This is a genomic window from Paenibacillus amylolyticus (genome assembly GCF_003719335.1).
Classification (GTDB): domain Bacteria; phylum Bacillota; class Bacilli; order Paenibacillales; family Paenibacillaceae; genus Paenibacillus; species Paenibacillus amylolyticus_D.
The window spans coordinates 313444-331583 of record NZ_RIAS01000005.1; the positions used below are offsets into that span (position 1 = coordinate 313444).

Here is an 18140-nt window from a genome sequence, read left to right on the forward strand (position 1 = left end):
CCATTGTATGCAGGAACAACAAGGTGTTAGACTTGGATTGTAATCATATGTAATAAGATGAGCTGAATAATTACAGGAAAGCAACTCTTGTGGAGTGGATTCAGCTTGTAGAGAGATAAAGAACGGAGGCTCATGAGATGAATCGGTTCCGGAAAACAGGTGGTTTCAGAGCTTCGATCTATGTGATCGCGGTGGCTCTGATTGTCTATCTTACGGTGTACATGCCAACGCCGTATATTATTTATACGCCTGGCAGCGCGGATGAAGTTAAACCGATGGTTACCGTGAAGGACGGTGACAAAGATGAAAAGGGCGTATTCATGATGACCACCGTGTCGGCGACGTATGCCAATTTATTTTTGCTAGCTACTTCGTACTTTGATAAAAATGCGCAATTGGATAAAAAGGAAGATCGTCTGCGTGGCAAAAGCGAAGCGGAATACTCCGCTGAACAGGTCTGGTTCATGAGTGATTCGCAATCCTCTGCCATGGAAGCGGCCTATGAGAAAGCGGGCATTACATACTCCATTGTGCCTGAGCACATCTTTGTGTTTGGTCTTTCGGAAAATCCCAAACCGGATGGGGATATTGAACCTGGAGACATTATTCTGGGTGTGAACGGTACAGCTACACCGGATAATAATGTGCTTGCCAAAGAGCTGGAGGGGAAAAAAGCCGGGGATACAGTGGAGATGCAATTGGAGCGCGGCGGTGAAACGATTAGCCGGGATATCACGCTGGTTGAGGTGAAAGACAGCAAGACAGGCAAGATGCGAACTGGGCTTGGAGTAATGATTGGCGCGGTGCAGAAGGTGAAGCCGGAAGACCCGAACAAACAAATCACATTTTCAAGCACACAGGTAGGGGGTCCTTCTGCCGGGTTAATGTTCACGTTAGAGATTTACAATCAGTTAACTCCTGGTGATCTGACCAAGGGACACCGGATTGCGGGTACAGGTACGATTACGAAAGATGGTGTTGTAGGAGCGATTGGCGGTGTGCAGCATAAAATTGTCGCTGCTGACCGTAAAAAGGCGGAAATCTTCTTTGTACCGAAAGATAATTATAAAGAAGCCGAGGCCAAAGCAAAAGAAATCAACACCCCTATGAAGCTTGTGCCCGTTAGCACACTTGATGATGCTCTGACTTACCTGAACACCATGTCTGTAAAGTCGTAAGTGGAATGAGATTGTCTTAAGATTGGGCTTAGAAGAGCCTGGACAGTGGCCTCTTTTAAAATATGAAGGTACGCTGGAAAACAGGAGATTCATTAAAGAAGAGCGTAAATCAGTGAGAAGAACGATGTAAAAGTGAGTACCAAGGTCAGGTTGAATATTACGATAAGTGTTATGCATTGGTAGGATATCCGTGTAAGCCATTGCTTTTAAAAAGGACGAAATGACGAAATCCCCTGTGATGACAGCCAAAGGCTGGGCACAGGGGATTTTTAGTTGGTTTTATGGTTTGCATCCTATTGGCATTTATGCATGTTGTAGCTTTGATTCATAGGGCGAGATGAATCAGATTCTCATGGGTGATTCGTAGTAGTCGCTATACATTATGCGTGATATGTTGCGCGAATCCTCTTGGTCATGGGCAAGAGCATAGGCGGCTTGCGCCTGGATATCCAACTCCAGTTGAGCATGATCAAACGTGGATGGCTTTGTTACCACAGGCAGGGAGGCTGTTTTTTTCATCTGTTTGAGCAGACTCTGGCCTGTTGAAGTAAAGCCGAGGACACGCAGATATCCGGGGCCGGTGGCTAACTGCTCTGGTGAACACTCGTCCTTCGTGTGGTTCAGGAGCATGTGGGCGAGCATGCGCTGCAGTTTGGTGCGCGTGTAACGGCGGGTTTTGAGTGCATTCAGGAGAGCTTCGACGGAAGGCTCTGGGAGCTGGGCGAGCGTTCGCATCAGCCGATGCTCTAGCCCTTCCGTGACTTCGGCGATGCGTTCCAGCTCGGAGGCACGGCGGGTAGCCGCGATGTGCAGCAGCGGCTGGGCAAAGCGCTCCCAGTGCATGGGAGCGCGTCCTTCTTGCCATTCGCGATGCAGAATGGCAAGTGTTGCCGCCGGCACGTATGGTGCGGCGGCGTTGGGCCCGTCCGCCAGCAACAGGCGGCGGACAGCTGTGGCACTGGCGATCGCCCCCGGGCCGGGCGTCGCCTGGTGATAGGCGGCACCGGTACGTGCCGCCGTCAAGGGCTGGATCGCGCTGCCCAGCCGTTGCAGCGCGATGAGGTAGTGCAGCCCAAGCGAATTGTTGGGCTGCTCCAGCAGTGCCGCGGCGTCGTTAGCATCGACGCCGCCGGGCGCCAGCGCCGCCGCCGCGCCTGCGTACGCGGCGGGGTAGCTGGCGCCTTCCCGCAGGCGGCGCGCGATATCCTCGCGCAGCCCTGCGGGCTCCACAGCCAGCACGCGCGCAATGCGCTGCAGGCTGTCGATGTCGCCGGACTCGCTGCCAAAGCAGAGCGAGTCCACAACCCCGGTGCGGTGCAGCAACGATACCGCACCAAAGGCAAACCACTCCGCCGGTTGAACCGCGTAGGCAACCGGCAGTTCAAGCACGAGATCGGCGCCAGCATGGAGCGCCATCTCGGTGCGTGCCCTTTTACCAACGATGGCGGGTTCGCCACGCTGGAGAAAAGGGCCGCTCATCACGGCAACAACGGCGTCTGCTCCGCTTAGCCGCCGTGATTCATTCAGATGATGCACATGTCCGTTGTGCAACGGGTTATATTCCACAATAACGCCTACAGCTTTCACGAGCGTTACTCCTTCCTGCCGCGTTAAAATCTCCCATAGGGTCGTTAATCACGCGGGTCATGACTTTTTTACAATATTAGATATAAATAGTCTGTTCACCGTCAAAGCTCATTTTACCTCTTTCATCATAGAGTAGAGCTGGCATTAGAGCAAATGATGAAAAAGGCACAGAACCAGCATCCGCAGATGCTGCCTGTACCTGAAATATAGCCCTAGCCCTGATTATCTTTAAGAAAACTCCCATAAGAAAAACTGCCTAAGGAACGACCTAAGAAGTAACCGCCACTTCCCCGAAATCCATTTTTGTGCTCGCCAGATGAATTTTACACATTCTTCGGCTGTATTTTATGCTCACACATTCTCCGCAGCAGGAACAAGACTGGCTTTTGGCCCGAAAAATTCATAATGGATACGATCTGATGCAACACCGATGGACAGGAGCTCTGCATATACCGAACGCATAAACGTGACAGAGCCGCACAGATAATAGTTCGCATCCGGTTCTTGAATGACTTGACGAAGCCAAGCCGCATCCATGTATCGCCGTTTATAAACTAGCTCATTTTCCAGATCAGAATCAGCAGGAGAGGTGTAACAATAGTGCGCGTTAAGATTAACATGCTCCTGAGACAGTTGATCTACATGATCGCGGAACGCGTGCGATAAGCCGTTTGGGCTAGCATGTAGAAAGGTAATGGAACGCTGATCATCCGACTCCACCAGTGTATTTAGCATGCTAACCATAGGGGTTATGCCTGCACCTCCGCTTAACAGCACAACAGGACGCGGATCTTCTAAATCCAATATGAAATCACCCGCAGGAGCGGAGAGTTCGACCAGGCTTCCCTCTGTAATATGATTGTGAAGATAATTCGAAATTACACCGTCAGGACGATCCGATCCGCCTGATTCACGTTTCACGGATATACGATAATAGGGTTTGCCAGGTGCGTCGGAAAGGGTATACTGACGAATCTGGGTGAATTCCTGTCCGGCAGGCTGAATTTTAATGCTGATATACTGTCCTGGCTTGTACGAAGAGATAGACTTGCCATCTTCCGGTATCAAATAAAACGAAGTGATGAGTTCGCTTTCTTGCACTTTCTTCGCAACTTTGAAGGTTCTGAAACCGTCCCATCCACCCGTTTGATTTGCGGCTTCGCTATACATATCCTGCTCAATACCAATAAAGGCATCGGCAATCACTTGGTAAGCATCGCCCCAAGCAGCTAAAATTTCATCGGTTGCAGCTTCGCCGAGCACATCTCCGATGGCTTGAAGCAGGTAAGTGCCGACGATAGCGTACTGTTCAGGTACAATGCCAAGGCTGCGATGTTTGTGAGCAACCTGACGGACGGCTGGCAAAATAGCCGCGAGGTTATCAATGTGCAGTGCCGCGGTGTAAACCATGTTGGCGAGTGCCGCTTGCTGACGACCTTGTTTTTGATTTGCATGATTGAAAATGTTTAATAGCTCCGGATGAGCCGTAAACAGCGTTTGATAGAAATGGCGTGTAATGGCTTCTCCATGAACTTCAAGTACGGGTACAGTAGATTGGATCACGTCAATCGTTTGTTGGCTTAACATGTAATTTCCCTCCCGATATTTTTTTGGAATATCAATGATAGATTGTTATAAAAATGGTTGTGAAATTTTGCTCTGTGATTGAATCTACAACAAGTATAGGTATCGGGTTTAGGGACCTGTGTGACATAGATCACACCAATCGTTAACGATTGGTGACCGATGTGAGGAGTGGAGAGTATCAGATATAAGTAAGGGATAGAATCATAAGTATAAGTGTTAGAGATGACTTGTAGTTATGATGGAGTAGGTCTATAATAGATCAGATGTGACGGTTTAATCGGAGTGATCGTTTTCCAGAAAGGGTGTAAAGTTAAAAGTGTTGACAAACCTCTTGGAAAATCGGTATAATGATTTTTGTTTGTTAAGTCAGTTTCATAAATCTTTTGTGAGTGACAGATAGCATACATACAGTCAGGAATGAACGCACATATTAGGATCGTCTTGTACTGTATACTGCCGCCATTCGTTAGACAACTATTTATGAAATTGGTTTCGTTTGGAGTGATAGAACATGATAATGCCATTTCGCAAAGTGGCAACCAGTGATCGCCCCCTGCGCTTTAACGAACAGTGGGATATCAAACATCTGGTTTCTAACCGACAAGATATCACAGCCGTTACCCCGCTGACTGCGGATTTGTCTGCAGAGATCAGAGAGGAGAACGTTGTGGATGTTCATGGCAAACTGACAGTAGGAGTGGACATGTTATGCTCCCGTTGTCTCAAGCCGCTAAGTGAACATTTTCATATTGATTTTCATGAGCAATTCAAGCAGGGAAAACAACCAGAGGAATTATCTGAGGACGACGATACTCTCTATGTGGATGAGGATAGCGTTGATCTGAAAGGTTATGCCGAGGAAGCTTTTCTGCTGGATCTTCCGTTTGTACCGCTCTGTAGCGAGACATGCAAGGGACTTTGTCCTAAGTGTGGCCATGAGCTAAACGAAGGTGACTGCGGTTGTGATAACCAGGTTATCGATCCGCGGCTTGCAGGACTCAAGGATTTTTTTAAATGAGCATGATTGAAAATCGAACGTAACAACTACCTGCAAAGGTTGATTTTGATAAGGAGGTGGGAATAATGGCAGTACCTCAACGGAGAACGTCCAAGACGCGTCGCGACAAACGTCGCACTCACTTTAAATTGGCTGTACCGGGCATGGTGAAATGTGAACAATGCGGCGAATTGAAGCTTGCTCACCACGTGTGCAAAGTGTGCGGAACGTACAAAGCAAGAGAGATCATCTCTCAATAATAGCTACACATCAAGCAACACTTCATTTCGATGGGGTGTTGCTTTTTTGTGTGAAGAAAAAGCGAACGAATACGCTTGTTCGAGCGAGTTTGTATGCGTGGTACATATGTTCATTTAGTACTTTGATGAAGTGATGTGAATTTGTTATACTAGCCTTTCTTTTTGACAAAGGATGAGATATACTATAGTTTAGTACCAGGTTCTAAGATTTGACGTTACATACAGATCATCATAAACTTTTATTTTACAAGCTCTCTGAATAAGCAGGGCTACAGCATATAAAGAAGTAGGTTTGAAAGAGTGAACTTAACCAACAAGGTGGGTTCTGGAAACGATATAGCGGGGGGTGTCAGGCATCGAGCGTTTACCGAAGAGACAGAGGCAACAGCAGTTAACCAAAATGATAGACGAGAATCCGTTTGTGACAGATCAGGAGCTTACACGTCAATTGAAGGTAAGTATCCAGACGATCCGTCTTGACAGGCTGGAACTTGGCATACCGGAGCTTCGGGAACGGATGAAACTGATGGCGGAGCGCTCGTATGATCAGGTGCGATCACTGCCCCTGCATGAGATTATCGGTGATATTGTGGATTTACAGCTGGACAAGAGCGGGATATCCTTATTTGAGATCAAAGAGGAACATGTTTTTTCAAGAACAGGTATTGCCCGCGGGCACTATGTCTTTGCACAAGCGAATTCACTTGCAGTCGCTGTCATTAATGATGAGATTGCGTTAACCGCTTCGGCAGATATACGTTTTGTTCGCTCTGTTCGTTTGGGAGAAAAGTGTATTGCCAAAGCATATGTGAAATCAATTCCCGGTCAGAAGGGGAAAGCCAAAGTTGAAGTGTTCACCTATGTTGGTGAAGAAATGGTGTTCCAAGGTAATTTTGTGATCTATCATTCAGGTGGAGAAGACAGCAAAGAAGGAGGTCATTTGGAATGAAAATCGTCATTGATGCCATGGGAGGAGATCATGCTCCTGCGTCAACCGTAGAAGGGGCTATTGCCGCGGCTGCGGAATGGGCGGATACACAGATCGTCCTGGTTGGCGATGAAGCCAAGATTGAACCTCTTTTAAGTCAGTCTGGAGCTAGACCGGCCAACTTGAGCGTTCGGCACGCTTCCGAAGTGATTGGTTCAGATGATGAACCGGTAAAGGCAGTAAGGCGCAAAAAGGATTCTTCCATGGTTGTAGCCGGACGTATGGTTAAAGAGAAGGAAGCCGATGCCATGATCTCGGCAGGGAATACAGGAGCGTTAATGACGGCTGGTTTGCTTGTTGTAGGCCGGATGGACGGGATTGAACGTCCTGCACTTGCCCCCATGATTCCTACGATGGATGAAGTAGGTGTACTTGCCCTAGACCTTGGTGCGAACATGGATGCTAAGCCGGAACATTTGGCACAATACGCGCTGATGGGCAGTTTGTATCGGCAAAAAGTACAAGGTATTGCATCTCCAAGAGTGGGATTGCTCAACGTGGGTACAGAGCCAGGCAAAGGCAACGAACTGACCAAACATGCCTATCCGCTGTTAGAACAGCTTCCGATTCGTTTTGTGGGGAATGTAGAGGCGCGTGATGTACTGACTGGTGCCTGTGATGTGCTGGTGTGTGACGGGTTCGCCGGCAACATCTTGCTGAAATCACTGGAAGGTGCGGCAGGAGCGATTTTCGGCCTGCTCAAAGAAAAGTTTACCTCATCCTTCAAAAATAAACTGGCTGCGGCGGTGCTCATGCCTGAATTACGCGGACTTAAGAGCAAGCTTGATTATACGGAGCACGGCGGTGCCCCATTACTAGGTTTGAGCGGATTGGTCGTCAAAAGTCATGGTTCCGCGGATGGCAATGCGATTAAAAATGCCGTGCGTCAGGCACGGATTGCAGTACAAAACCAGTTGGTGGACAGCATATCTAAGGAAATTAGTGGGAAGTGAGTGACGATATGAATAATTTGCGCCCGGTAGGGATTATTGGTACAGGTAAATATGTACCAGAGAAAATTTTGACAAACAGTGATTTGGAAAAAATGGTCGATACGAATGACGAGTGGATTGTCAGCCGTACAGGAATTAAGGAGCGGCATATCGCTGCACCGGATCAAGCCACTTCTGATTTAGCCTATGAGGCGGCGATAAGAGCGCTTGAATCTGCGGGCATGACAGGCAGTGATCTGGATCTGATTATCGTTGCTACAATTACACCGGATTCCTCTTTCCCGTCGACAGCTTGCATTCTGCAGGATAAATTGGGTGCCAAGGGCGCTGCTGCATTTGATTTGTCTGCTGCTTGTTCCGGGTTTGTATATGGTCTTGCAACGGCAACCAGTTTCATTCAAAGTGGCATGTACAATAACGCGCTTGTTATCGGTGCAGATTGTTTGTCACGTATTACGGATTATACAGACCGTAACACCTGTGTGCTCTTTGGTGATGGAGCAGGGGCTGTCGTTGTTGGTGAAGTTCCGCAAGGCCGCGGTTTCAAAGCATTTGATCTCGGTGCAGAAGGTGCAGGGGGCAGCCTGCTTCAAATCGAAGGCGGTGGTTCACGTCTGCCGGCAAGTGCGGAAACGGTTGAGAATAAAAAGCATTATATTTATATGAACGGCCGTGAAGTGTTTAAATTTGCTGTTCGTGTCATGGGTACAGCAACGATTGAAGTTCTTCGCAAAGCTGGCATGGATCGTACCGATGTTGATCTGTTCGTTCCGCATCAGGCGAATGTACGTATTATTCAATCGGCTATGCAACGACTGGAACTTCCAGAGGAGAAAGTGGTTGTCAACGTAGACAAGTATGCTAACACGTCGGCAGCATCCATTCCACTTGCACTGGTTGAAGCTGCAGAAGAAGGCCGTATGAAAGCAGGAGATACTGTTTTGATGGTCGGCTTCGGCGGCGGTTTGACTTGGGGCGCATCCGTACTCGTATGGTAAACTAGACAGCTGGAGGATGAACGAAATGGGTAAAATCGCTTTTGTATTCCCTGGACAGGGATCACAAAAAGTAGGTATGGCCAAAGATGCATATGAGTCTGTACCTGCAGCCAAGGAAGTTTTTCGCACAGCAGATGAAACGCTGGGCTTCTCCCTGAGCAACCTGATTTTTGAAGGACCAGACACGGAGCTGAAACAGACATCCAATACACAGCCGGCTTTGCTCACCGCGAGCATTGCACTGCTGGAGGCTTTCAAAGAAAAAGGAATTGAGGCAGACTATGCTGCTGGTCATAGCCTGGGCGAATACAGTGCATTAGTGGCAGCGGGTGTTCTTTCTTTTGAGGATGCTGTGCGAATCGTCCGGGCACGTGGCCAATATATGGAAGAAGCTGTTCCAGGTGGACAAGGAGCAATGGCTGCTGTACTGGGTGCAGATCGGGAAGCGCTGGGGGTGCTTTGCCGTGAAGTATCAGAAAGCGGACAGGCAGTTGAACTGGCCAACATCAACTGTCCTGGACAAATCGTTATTTCAGGTGTAAAAGAGGGCGTTGATGCCGTGTCAGAACGGGTGAAGGAAGCAGGCGGCAAACGCGCACTTGCACTTGAAGTAAGTGGTCCGTTCCACTCTTCACTGATGAAAGGCGCCGCAGAGAAGCTGGCGGATAAGCTGAGTACAGTTACGTTCTCACCTGCCAAGCTTCCTGTAGTAGCTAATGTAACCGCAAGACCTGCTGAAGAGGGACAATTTCAGAACTTGCTTACGACTCAGGTCTATTCTCCGGTTTTATGGGAAGACAGTGTGACTTGGCTGATCGAGCAAGGTGTGGATACGTTTATTGAGATTGGTTCAGGCAATGTATTAACCGGTTTGATTAAAAAAACAGATAAAACCGTAAAATTATACAATGTAAACAGTCTTGAAACCTTGGAAGCAACCGCAGCTGATCTTAAAAATAATTAAATCACATAAGTAGAACTATTTATTTACACTTTAGCGGAGAGGACAGAAAAACCTGAAAAAGCGAAGCTAAAATTCTTATGAAAGAAAGCTGCATCGGAAACAAATGCTTCGCCTTTATCACCGGATTTTCCCTTTGGAAAAGGGGATCAAAAAAATCTGGGGATAACAGCGATTGGAAGGTTATTCTGTCACCTTAGTGCATGTGTAAATAACTTAGGTTCAACTTATGTAGATTCAGGGAGAGGAGGAATGGTTATGTCTAAACCGTTAGAAGGTAAAAATGCATTAGTGACCGGAGCGTCCCGCGGAATTGGCCGCAGTATTGCACTTGCCCTGGCTGAAGCCGGAGCGAATGTAGCTGTAAATTATGCGGGTAGTCAAGCTGCGGCAGAGGAAGTAGCCGAGGAGATCCGTGCAAAAGGTGTTCAGGCGATTACGATTCAGGCGAATGTAGGTCAGATGGTTGAAGCGGAACAGATGGTGAAAACGACGCTTGAAGCATGGGGCAATGTCGATATTCTGGTGAATAATGCGGGGATTACACGGGACAACCTCATTATGCGGATGAAAGAAGAAGAGTTCGATCAAGTCATCGAAACGAATCTTAAAGGGGTGTTTAACTGTCTGAAGGCAGTAACACGTCCAATGATGAAGCAACGTTCAGGAAGAATTATTAACATCTCTTCTGTTGTAGGCGTGCTGGGTAATCCGGGTCAAGCCAACTATGTGGCTGCTAAAGCGGGAGTTATCGGTTTAACGAAGGCTTCTGCTCGAGAACTTGCTTCTCGCGGAATTACGGTGAACTGTGTTGCACCAGGTTTCATTGAAACCGATATGACTAAAGAATTGTCTCAAGAGCTGGTCGATGGTATGCTTAGTGGCATTCCGTTGTCCCGTCTGGGACAGCCGGATGAAATTGCTGGTGTGGTTACATTCCTTGCATCAGAAGCTTCATCTTATATGACAGGTCAAACACTGCATGTCGATGGCGGCATGTACATGTAAATTTCCTGGACTTTGAATCAAAGTCGGGGAACAGGCGCTGGACGATCCGAAATGCCGGAAAAAGGCCGGGTTCCCCGGCCGGGAGCCGCATATGTCTTCTATGGCATTTTGCCTGCGATTCTCGTATAATACCAAGGAGGAGGTGAACCGGATGTCCGATGTATTGGAGCGTGTAAAACGCATCGTCGTCGACCGCTTGGGCGCAGACGAAGCTGAAGTTACACTTGAAGCATCTTTCAAAGAAGATTTGGGTGCTGATTCTTTGGATGTAGTGGAATTGGTCATGGAATTGGAAGATGAATTCGATTTGGAAATCTCTGATGAAGATGCAGAAAAAATTACGACCGTAGGTGAAGTTGTAAACTACATACAATCTCATACCTAAAGTCAATTCAGTCCCGCTCCTGTTTTCGAACAGGCGGGACTTCTCATCATTCATTGGTTTTTCACATCCCGCAGACAAGGTGCTTGCTGATCTTTGGAGAGGCGTCTTGCATTCAAGTCTGCGGATATTCCCACAAAATACTTGCGTAATGCAGTCGATATAGAGGTGAGTCGGTTGAAACAAAGAGTTGTAATTACCGGAATGGGCGTAATGACATCGCTCGGAAAAGACTTAGAAACGTTCTGGGGCAGTTTAATGGCAGGAAAGTCCGGAATTTCTCAGATTGAGGCATTTGATGTTAGTGAATACACGACACAGATTGCAGCCGAGATCAAAGATTTCAACCCGGAAGAATATATGGATCGAAAAGATGCACGGAAGATGGATCGTTTTGTACAGTTCGCTGTGGCAGCTGGTTTCAAAGCGGTGGAAGATAGTGGTCTGAAAATCAACGAGAACATTGATGCAGAGCGTTTTGGCGTATCGATTGGTTCTGGTATTGGTGGATTAGGAACTTGGGAAGATCAGCACAATGCGCTTTTGCAAAAAGGCCCTAAACGTGTGAGCCCGTTCTTTATCCCGATGATGATTTCGAATATGGCATCTGGACAGATGTCCATTTCACTGGGTGCCAAAGGACCAAACATCAACGTTGTTACCGCTTGTGCAACAGGAACACACTCCATTGGAGATTCGTTCAAGCTGATTGCCAATGGTGATGCGGATGCAATGATCTGCGGCGGTGCTGAAGCAACCATTAGGCCAACAGGACTTGCAGGTTTCTGCGCGATGCGTGCAATGTCCACACGCAATGATGATCCTACGAAAGCAAGCCGTCCCTTTGATACAGGTCGTGACGGATTTGTTATGGGTGAAGGTGCCGGAATTCTGATTCTGGAATCTCTGGAACATGCTCAGGCTCGTGGTGCACGAATCTACGGTGAAGTAATCGGTTATGGTCTGACAGGTGATGCTCACCATATGACAGAACCAGATCCAGATGGTGCAGCACGTTGCATGACGATGGCGCTTCGCAATGCTGGCATTCAGCCGGAAGAAGTGGATTACATCAATGCACACGGAACTTCAACACCGGTAGGTGACCGTTCCGAAACGTTGGCCATCAAAAAGGCGTTTGGCGATCATGCGTACAAGCTAGCCGTAAGTTCCACCAAGTCGATGACAGGCCATATGCTTGGCGCTGCGGGCGGGGTAGAGGCTGTGATCTGCGGATTGTCCCTGACACATCAGACACTGGCTCCAACGATCAACCTGGAAGATCAGGATCCTGAATGTGATCTGGACTATGTACCTAACGTTCCGCGTCAAACCAAAGTGAATGTAGCAATGTCCAATTCCTTTGGATTTGGCGGTCACAACGCCACCATTATTCTCAAAAAATTTGAAGCATAAGGGGCTAGTTCGTTTGAGTGAAGATCTGAAGCAGTTACAACAAAAACTTCAAATCAAATTTGACAACAGACAGCTTCTAAAACAAGCGTTTACCCATGCTTCTTACGTAAACGAACATCGATTCAGTCAACATCAGGATAACGAACGTCTGGAGTTTCTGGGCGATGCTGTATTGGAGTTGACTGTATCGGAGTACTTGTATCATCTGTATCCTAACCGTCCGGAAGGAGAACTAACAAAGATGCGGGCATCCATTGTCTGTGAACCTTCCCTCGTCAAATTTGCTGAAGCGCTCAGTTTTGGACAATATGTACTTCTTGGAAAAGGTGAGGAATTAACCGGAGGACGTACACGTCCAGCTCTTCTGGCGGACGTGTTCGAGTCATTTATTGGTGCATTATACCTGGATCAGGGTCTTGAACCTGTGCGAGCATTTCTGGATCAGCATGTGTTTCCGTTAATCGTTGTTGGCAGCAAGCTGCAAATGAGTGATTACAAAACAGAGCTGCAGGAACTCACACAGCATCACAATATGGGGGCTCTGGAGTACCGGATCGTCGAAGAGCGGGGACCAGCCCATGAACGTGAGTTTGTCTCGGAAGTCCATATGGGCCAAGAAAGACTTGGCCGAGGTACAGGACGCTCCAAAAAAGAGGCGGAACAACAGGCAGCATCTGCGGCGCTTGAACGATTGAAGCTTCCAGAGGCCTGAATTGTACCAGGCAGAGCTTAGACAAACGAAGAGCAAAGAGCAGCCCGCGGGCCCGCCCCGGCGGAAGTAATCGGCCGGACTGCTTTTTGCTCTTTTTTTTGTAAAGAGACTCGGGAGGCATTATCGGATCTTTTACTATATAAGTTGAACTATTCATTTACACTCTAACGGAGAGGACAGAAAAAACCTGGAAAAGCGAAGCTAAAAGCTTTCTGCAAGAAAGCTACATCGGAAGCATAAGCTTCGCCTTTATCACCGGATTTTCCCCTTTGGAAAAGGGAATCAAAAAAATCTGGGGATAACAGCGATTGGATGGTTATTCTGTCATCGGAGTGGGCTGTGTAAAATCTTTAGTTCAACTTATATAGGTGCTGAAAGCATTAATTGAAATTTGCAAGAGGAGGTGACGAGAAGCCCTATGTTTCTGAAACGAATAGAGTTGGGTGGATTCAAGTCATTCGCCGACAAAACGGAAATGGAATTTGTTCGTGGCATTACAGCAGTTGTAGGTCCGAACGGAAGCGGTAAAAGTAATATATCCGATGGAATTCGCTGGGTATTGGGGGAACAAAGTGCAAAGTCACTCCGTGGCGGTAAAATGGAAGATATTATTTTTGCAGGCAGCGATGCGCGTAAAGCTGTCAACTACGGAGAGGTTTCCCTTACACTGGACAACGAGGATCATGCACTCGCTCTGGATTTCGGTGAAGTGACCGTGACCCGCCGTGTTCATCGCAGCGGGGACAGTGAGTATTTTATCAATAAACAATCCTGTCGCCTGAAAGATATTACCGAACTGTTTATGGATACGGGGATTGGTAAAGAGGCTTACTCGATTATTGGACAAGGACGAATTGAGGAGATCTTGAGTACTCGTTCCGAGGATCGTCGGGGAATCTTTGAAGAGGCTTCAGGGATCGTTAAATATAAATCCCGCAAACGCGATGCAACGCGCAAGCTAGATGAGACAGAGCAAAATCTGCTGCGTATTCACGATCTTGTAACCGAACTGGAAGATCAGATCGGCCCGCTTAAAGAACAATCCGAGAAAGCCATGCATTACAAACAACTTCGTTCCGAACTCAAATCGAAGGAAATTTCGATGTATGTGTATCAGATTGAACAGATTCATGCTTCCTGGAGCAAAGCGAGCGAACGTCTGGAATCACTCAAACACGAAGAGGTTGGATTAGCGGCGATTGTATCAACGCATGACGCGAAGCTGGAGAATGATCGGAATGCACTGCGTCTGTTGGAAGCGGAGACGGAAGAACTTCAATCTGCTTTGCTGCAGTTTAGTGAGGCAACAGAGAAAAGCGAAGGGCATGGGGAACTGCTTCGGGAGCGAGCGCGGCATCTGCAAGCGAATCAGGAGCAACTGAGGGAAACGCTCGCGGTGAGCGAGGAGAGACATCGGGAGCGTGAAGCTGAGCTGATTGCCTTGCGGGAGAAGTTTAGCAAGCTTGAACTGGAACTGGCTGATGTGAAAAATCGCTTGTCTGAAGAAGAAGCCAAGCTGGTTGGTGTTACGGGCGGAATAAGTCAGCAACAGGAGGAGAGCCTCAAAGGGAACTTGCTGGAACTGATGAATCAGATGGCGCAGGCGCGAAACGAAATACGGTATGTGGATCAGCAGAAAGAAACGCTGGAGCGCAGAATGAACCGTGCATCAGAAGAATCCGGCAAATGGGAAGAACAGAAAGAAACGTTAGAAGGCCGTAAAGCTGACATTCAGAAAAAAGTGGTTCGGTTAGGTAAGGAAATCAGTGAACTGCGCGGGGGTTATATTTCGGAAAGTGAACGGCTACAGTCGTTGCAAAAACTTTTGGAAGAGAGCCGCAGCACCGTACGTAAATGGGAGCAAAAGCGTGAGGCACAAGTGTCCCGCCGGGATACGATGAAAGAAATGCAGGATGATTTTGACGGCTTCATGCTGGGTGTAAAAGAAGTGCTCAAAGCTTCTCGGAAAGGGACGCTAAACGGAGTACATGGTGCAGTGGCAGAACTCGTTAAAGTTCCTGAGAAGGTCGAACTTGCGGTAGAAACAGCGATGGGGGCTGCGCTACAGCATATCGTCATGGAGAACGAGGCAGTATCGAGACAGGCTATTGCTTTCTTGAAGCAACGCCAACTAGGACGTGCAACCTTTCTTCCGCTGGACGTTATTCGTCCCCGTTCAATCGGTGCTGGCGAACGTTCGATGGTTGAGGGGATGGATGGTTTTGTCGGCATCGGTGCTGAACTGGTACAGTATGACTCAAGATATGCCTCAATTATCGGCAGCTTGCTCGGCAATGTCATTATTGCAGAAACGTTGGAGTTTGCGAATAAAATTGCAGCGCGTTGTCAGTATCGTTTCCGCGTTGTAACCCTCGAAGGAGATGTCGTCAACGCTGGCGGTTCCATGACAGGCGGCAGCCAGCACAAAAAGAATGGCAGTCTGCTCAGCCGCAAGCGGCAGCTGGATCAGCTGGATCAAGATATTCTGGATACCGAGCAGCAGATTGTGAAGCTGCATCGAAGTGTGGAAGACGTCAAAACTCAGCTGGAGCAGTGTCAGGATAAACTGGATCAGTTACGTCAGTCTGGTGACGATACCCGAAATGCAGAGCAACAAGCCTCGATGGAGATGAAGCAGCTAGAACATGAACTGCGCCACGTATTGGAGCAAGTTGCTGTGGCAGGTCAGGAAAAGAGTGGTTTCACCGAAGAAATCAAGGAACTGGACAAATCCCGGCTTGAAGCGGAGAAGAAACTTGAGCAGCTTGAGGAAGAGGAGAGAGCAACTCATCGCGCTATTCATGCGGCAGAGTTTGCCCGGAAGGCCAATGAGTCTGCAAAAGAAGAGCTGCAAACGCAGTTGACCGAACTGAAAGTGCGGGAAGGCAAGCTGGATCAGGAACGCTTCTCAAATGAGGAGCAATTGCGGAGACTGGAGCGAGAGGTCGATTCACTAGTCAAAGATCTGCGTCAGAATCGTACGTTGCTCGCTTCAATGGAAGCGGATTTCAAGAAAACACAGAGTGAAAGTGTAAAACAGATTGAAGATTTAAACGAGTACAAGCTTAAAAAGGCACAGGCTTCTCAAGAATTGGACTTCAAACGTGCCGCGCGCAGTGAACTGTCCCAAAAGCTGGAGCTGGCCGAGAGTGAAACGAAGGAGCAGCGCACACAGCTCAAAGCCGTGGAAGAGCAGATGCGTCAGACTGAAATTTCTGTGAACCGTCTGGATGTTGAACTGGAAAATATTTTGCGTAAGCTGACGGATGAATATGAGTTAGGCTATGAGCTTGCCAAAGAACGTTATCCAGTACCCGAGGATGTGGAGAGCACACAAGCAGAGGTACAGAAGCTAAAACGTGCGATATCGGCTCTTGGCGATGTGAACCTCGGTGCAATCGAAGAGTTCCAGCGTGTGAATGAGCGGTATGAGTTCCTGAACGAACAGAAAAATGATTTGGTGGAAGCCAAAACGACACTGTATCAGGTCATTAAGGAAATGGAAGATGAAATGGCGAAGCGGTTCAAAATTACGTTTGATGCGATTCGCCGCGAATTCGGCACTGTATTCACAAAGCTGTTTGGCGGAGGCCGTGCTGATTTGGTTCTGATGGACCCTGAGCGACTCCTCGAAACAGGCATTGATATCGTAGCCCAGCCACCAGGTAAGAAACTGCAAAATCTGCAGCTGTTGTCTGGCGGAGAACGGGCCTTAACAGCGATGGCACTGCTCTTTGCCATTCTGCACGTGAAACCTGTACCATTCTGCGTACTGGACGAAGTCGAGGCTGCACTGGATGAGGCGAACGTCGTTCGTTTTGCCCAGTACTTGCGTGAGTTCTCTGAACAAACCCAATTTATTGTGGTTACTCACCGGAAAGGCACGATGGAAGAAGCAGATGTCCTATATGGGGTTACGATGGAAGAGGGCGGAGTATCCAAGCTTGTTTCGGTTAAACTGGAAGATGAGGAAGCGGAAATTGCCTAATTGCATCGAGACTAATGCGCGCTTCAAATAAGGATTCATTTCATTTTTACAAAAAAACATTACTATTAACGATTTAATTATGTACACGATGGAGGGGCTTTATGAGTTTCTTTAAAAAGCTACGGGACAGCATTGCAAGTAAAACGGAGTCCGTCACGAAACAGTTCAAGGATGGCCTGGAAAAGACACGCAAAGGGCTTGTGGAAAAAGTAACCGATCTGGTCATTCGCCGCAAAAAAATTGATGAGGAATTTTACGAGGAACTTGAAGAAATTCTGATCGGAGCAGACGTAGGTGTCAATACGGTCATGAATCTGATCGAAGACCTGCGCGCAGAAGTGAAGAAACGCAAAATTGAGGATGCGGCCGAGTTGCAGCCTGTGTTGTCCGAGAAACTGACAGATTTGCTTCGTGGGGAACAAAACAATGAACTGAAAATGAATCCGGATGGCATTACAGTTATTTTGTTTGTTGGTGTGAACGGTGTTGGTAAAACAACCACGATCGGCAAGCTGGCTCACCGTTTCAAGCAACAGGGGAAAAAAGTCATTATGGCAGCGGGCGATACGTTCCGCGCTGGAGCGATCGAGCAACTTGAAGTATGGGGACAGCGTGCCGGCGTAGATGTGATCAAACAGCAATCCGGTTCTGATCCGGCTGCTGTTATGTATGATGCGGTGCAGGCGGCGAAGCAGCGCGGAGCCGATGTGTTGTTATGTGATACGGCAGGCCGCTTGCAAAATAAAAGCAACCTGATGGACGAGCTGAACAAAATCTATCGTGTCATTCAGCGTGAGATTCCAAGTGCGCCACATGAAGTGCTGATGGTGCTGGATGCCACGACAGGACAAAATGCGCTGAATCAGGCCAAACTTTTCGGTGAGAAAAGTGGTGTAACGGGTCTTGTGTTGACCAAGCTTGATGGAACAGCTAAAGGTGGTATTGTGGTTGCGATTCGTCAGGAGCTGGACCTGCCTGTGAAGCTGGTTGGTCTTGGGGAGAAGATTGACGATCTGCAGGAGTTTGATTCTGAGCAGTTTGTTCACGCGTTGTTTGCAGGATTAATTCAGGAGCAACCAGCAGAGGGTGCAGAAGACGAGAATACGCAATCCTGATCTTGATCTT

At 48.0% G+C, this 18140-nt stretch carries 15 protein-coding genes; 13 read left to right on the plus strand and 2 right to left on the minus strand.

Annotated elements, in window-relative coordinates; all coding sequences use genetic code 11:
* Positions 1 to 137: 137 nt before the first annotated feature.
* Positions 138 to 1178, plus strand: coding sequence for a SepM family pheromone-processing serine protease (locus EC604_RS12135; RefSeq protein WP_123064414.1), 1041 nt, complete (start codon positions 138 to 140; stop codon positions 1176 to 1178).
* A 342-nt stretch (positions 1179 to 1520) separates the two neighbouring features.
* On the opposite strand, the gene EC604_RS12140 is transcribed toward EC604_RS12135, so the two are convergent.
* Both EC604_RS12140 and hmpA read right to left on the minus strand, forming a co-directional pair.
* Positions 1521 to 2765 carry a nucleotidyltransferase gene (locus EC604_RS12140; protein WP_123064415.1) on the minus strand — a complete coding sequence of 415 codons (1245 nt, stop codon included), beginning with the start codon at positions 2763 to 2765 and terminating at the stop codon, positions 1521 to 1523.
* Between the two features lie 351 nt (positions 2766 to 3116).
* Entirely contained in the window at positions 3117 to 4352 is a 1236-nt protein-coding gene (gene hmpA / locus EC604_RS12145; protein WP_123064416.1) for an NO-inducible flavohemoprotein, read from the minus strand.
* A gap of 511 nt (positions 4353 to 4863) precedes the next feature.
* On the opposite strand from hmpA, the gene EC604_RS12150 reads away from it, so the two are divergent.
* From EC604_RS12150 to ftsY, 12 genes are all read left to right on the plus strand, one after another.
* Complete coding sequence (locus EC604_RS12150; RefSeq protein ID WP_090923907.1) at positions 4864 to 5370, plus strand: YceD family protein; 507 nt, start codon at positions 4864 to 4866, stop codon at positions 5368 to 5370.
* Positions 5371 to 5435: 65 nt separating this feature from the next.
* Positions 5436 to 5609, plus strand: a complete 174-nt coding sequence (gene rpmF / locus EC604_RS12155; protein ID WP_090923906.1) for a 50S ribosomal protein L32 — start codon at positions 5436 to 5438, stop codon at positions 5607 to 5609.
* A 400-nt stretch (positions 5610 to 6009) separates the two neighbouring features.
* Positions 6010 to 6558: a transcription factor FapR gene (gene fapR / locus EC604_RS12160; protein ID WP_240036837.1), complete on the plus strand. Its 549-nt coding sequence runs from the start codon at positions 6010 to 6012 to the stop codon at positions 6556 to 6558.
* Complete coding sequence (gene plsX / locus EC604_RS12165; RefSeq protein ID WP_123064418.1) at positions 6555 to 7550, plus strand: phosphate acyltransferase PlsX; 996 nt, start codon at positions 6555 to 6557, stop codon at positions 7548 to 7550. Before fapR ends, plsX begins: the two co-directional genes overlap by 4 nt.
* A gap of 8 nt (positions 7551 to 7558) precedes the next feature.
* The gene (locus EC604_RS12170) at positions 7559 to 8548 is read left to right on the plus strand and encodes a beta-ketoacyl-ACP synthase III (RefSeq protein WP_123064531.1); all 990 of its coding nucleotides are present in this window, start codon (positions 7559 to 7561) and stop codon (positions 8546 to 8548) included.
* 25 nt (positions 8549 to 8573) lie between these two features.
* Positions 8574 to 9512, plus strand: coding sequence for an ACP S-malonyltransferase (gene fabD, locus EC604_RS12175; RefSeq protein ID WP_123064419.1), 939 nt, complete (start codon positions 8574 to 8576; stop codon positions 9510 to 9512).
* 255 nt (positions 9513 to 9767) lie between these two features.
* The gene (fabG, locus tag EC604_RS12180) at positions 9768 to 10517 is read left to right on the plus strand and encodes a 3-oxoacyl-[acyl-carrier-protein] reductase (RefSeq protein WP_090923903.1); all 750 of its coding nucleotides are present in this window, start codon (positions 9768 to 9770) and stop codon (positions 10515 to 10517) included.
* A gap of 151 nt (positions 10518 to 10668) precedes the next feature.
* Entirely contained in the window at positions 10669 to 10902 is a 234-nt protein-coding gene (acpP, locus tag EC604_RS12185; protein WP_024630176.1) for an acyl carrier protein, read from the plus strand.
* A gap of 174 nt (positions 10903 to 11076) precedes the next feature.
* The gene (gene fabF / locus EC604_RS12190; protein ID WP_123064420.1) at positions 11077 to 12315 is read left to right on the plus strand and encodes a beta-ketoacyl-ACP synthase II; all 1239 of its coding nucleotides are present in this window, start codon (positions 11077 to 11079) and stop codon (positions 12313 to 12315) included.
* 13 nt (positions 12316 to 12328) lie between these two features.
* The gene (rnc, locus tag EC604_RS12195; RefSeq protein ID WP_090923901.1) at positions 12329 to 13027 is read left to right on the plus strand and encodes a ribonuclease III; all 699 of its coding nucleotides are present in this window, start codon (positions 12329 to 12331) and stop codon (positions 13025 to 13027) included.
* A gap of 418 nt (positions 13028 to 13445) precedes the next feature.
* On the plus strand, positions 13446 to 17015 hold the full coding sequence (gene smc, locus EC604_RS12200; protein ID WP_123064421.1) for a chromosome segregation protein SMC: 3570 nt from the start codon (positions 13446 to 13448) through the stop codon (positions 17013 to 17015).
* Between the two features lie 101 nt (positions 17016 to 17116).
* Entirely contained in the window at positions 17117 to 18130 is a 1014-nt protein-coding gene (gene ftsY / locus EC604_RS12205; protein WP_123064422.1) for a signal recognition particle-docking protein FtsY, read from the plus strand.
* The last annotated feature ends 10 nt before the right edge of the window (positions 18131 to 18140 follow it).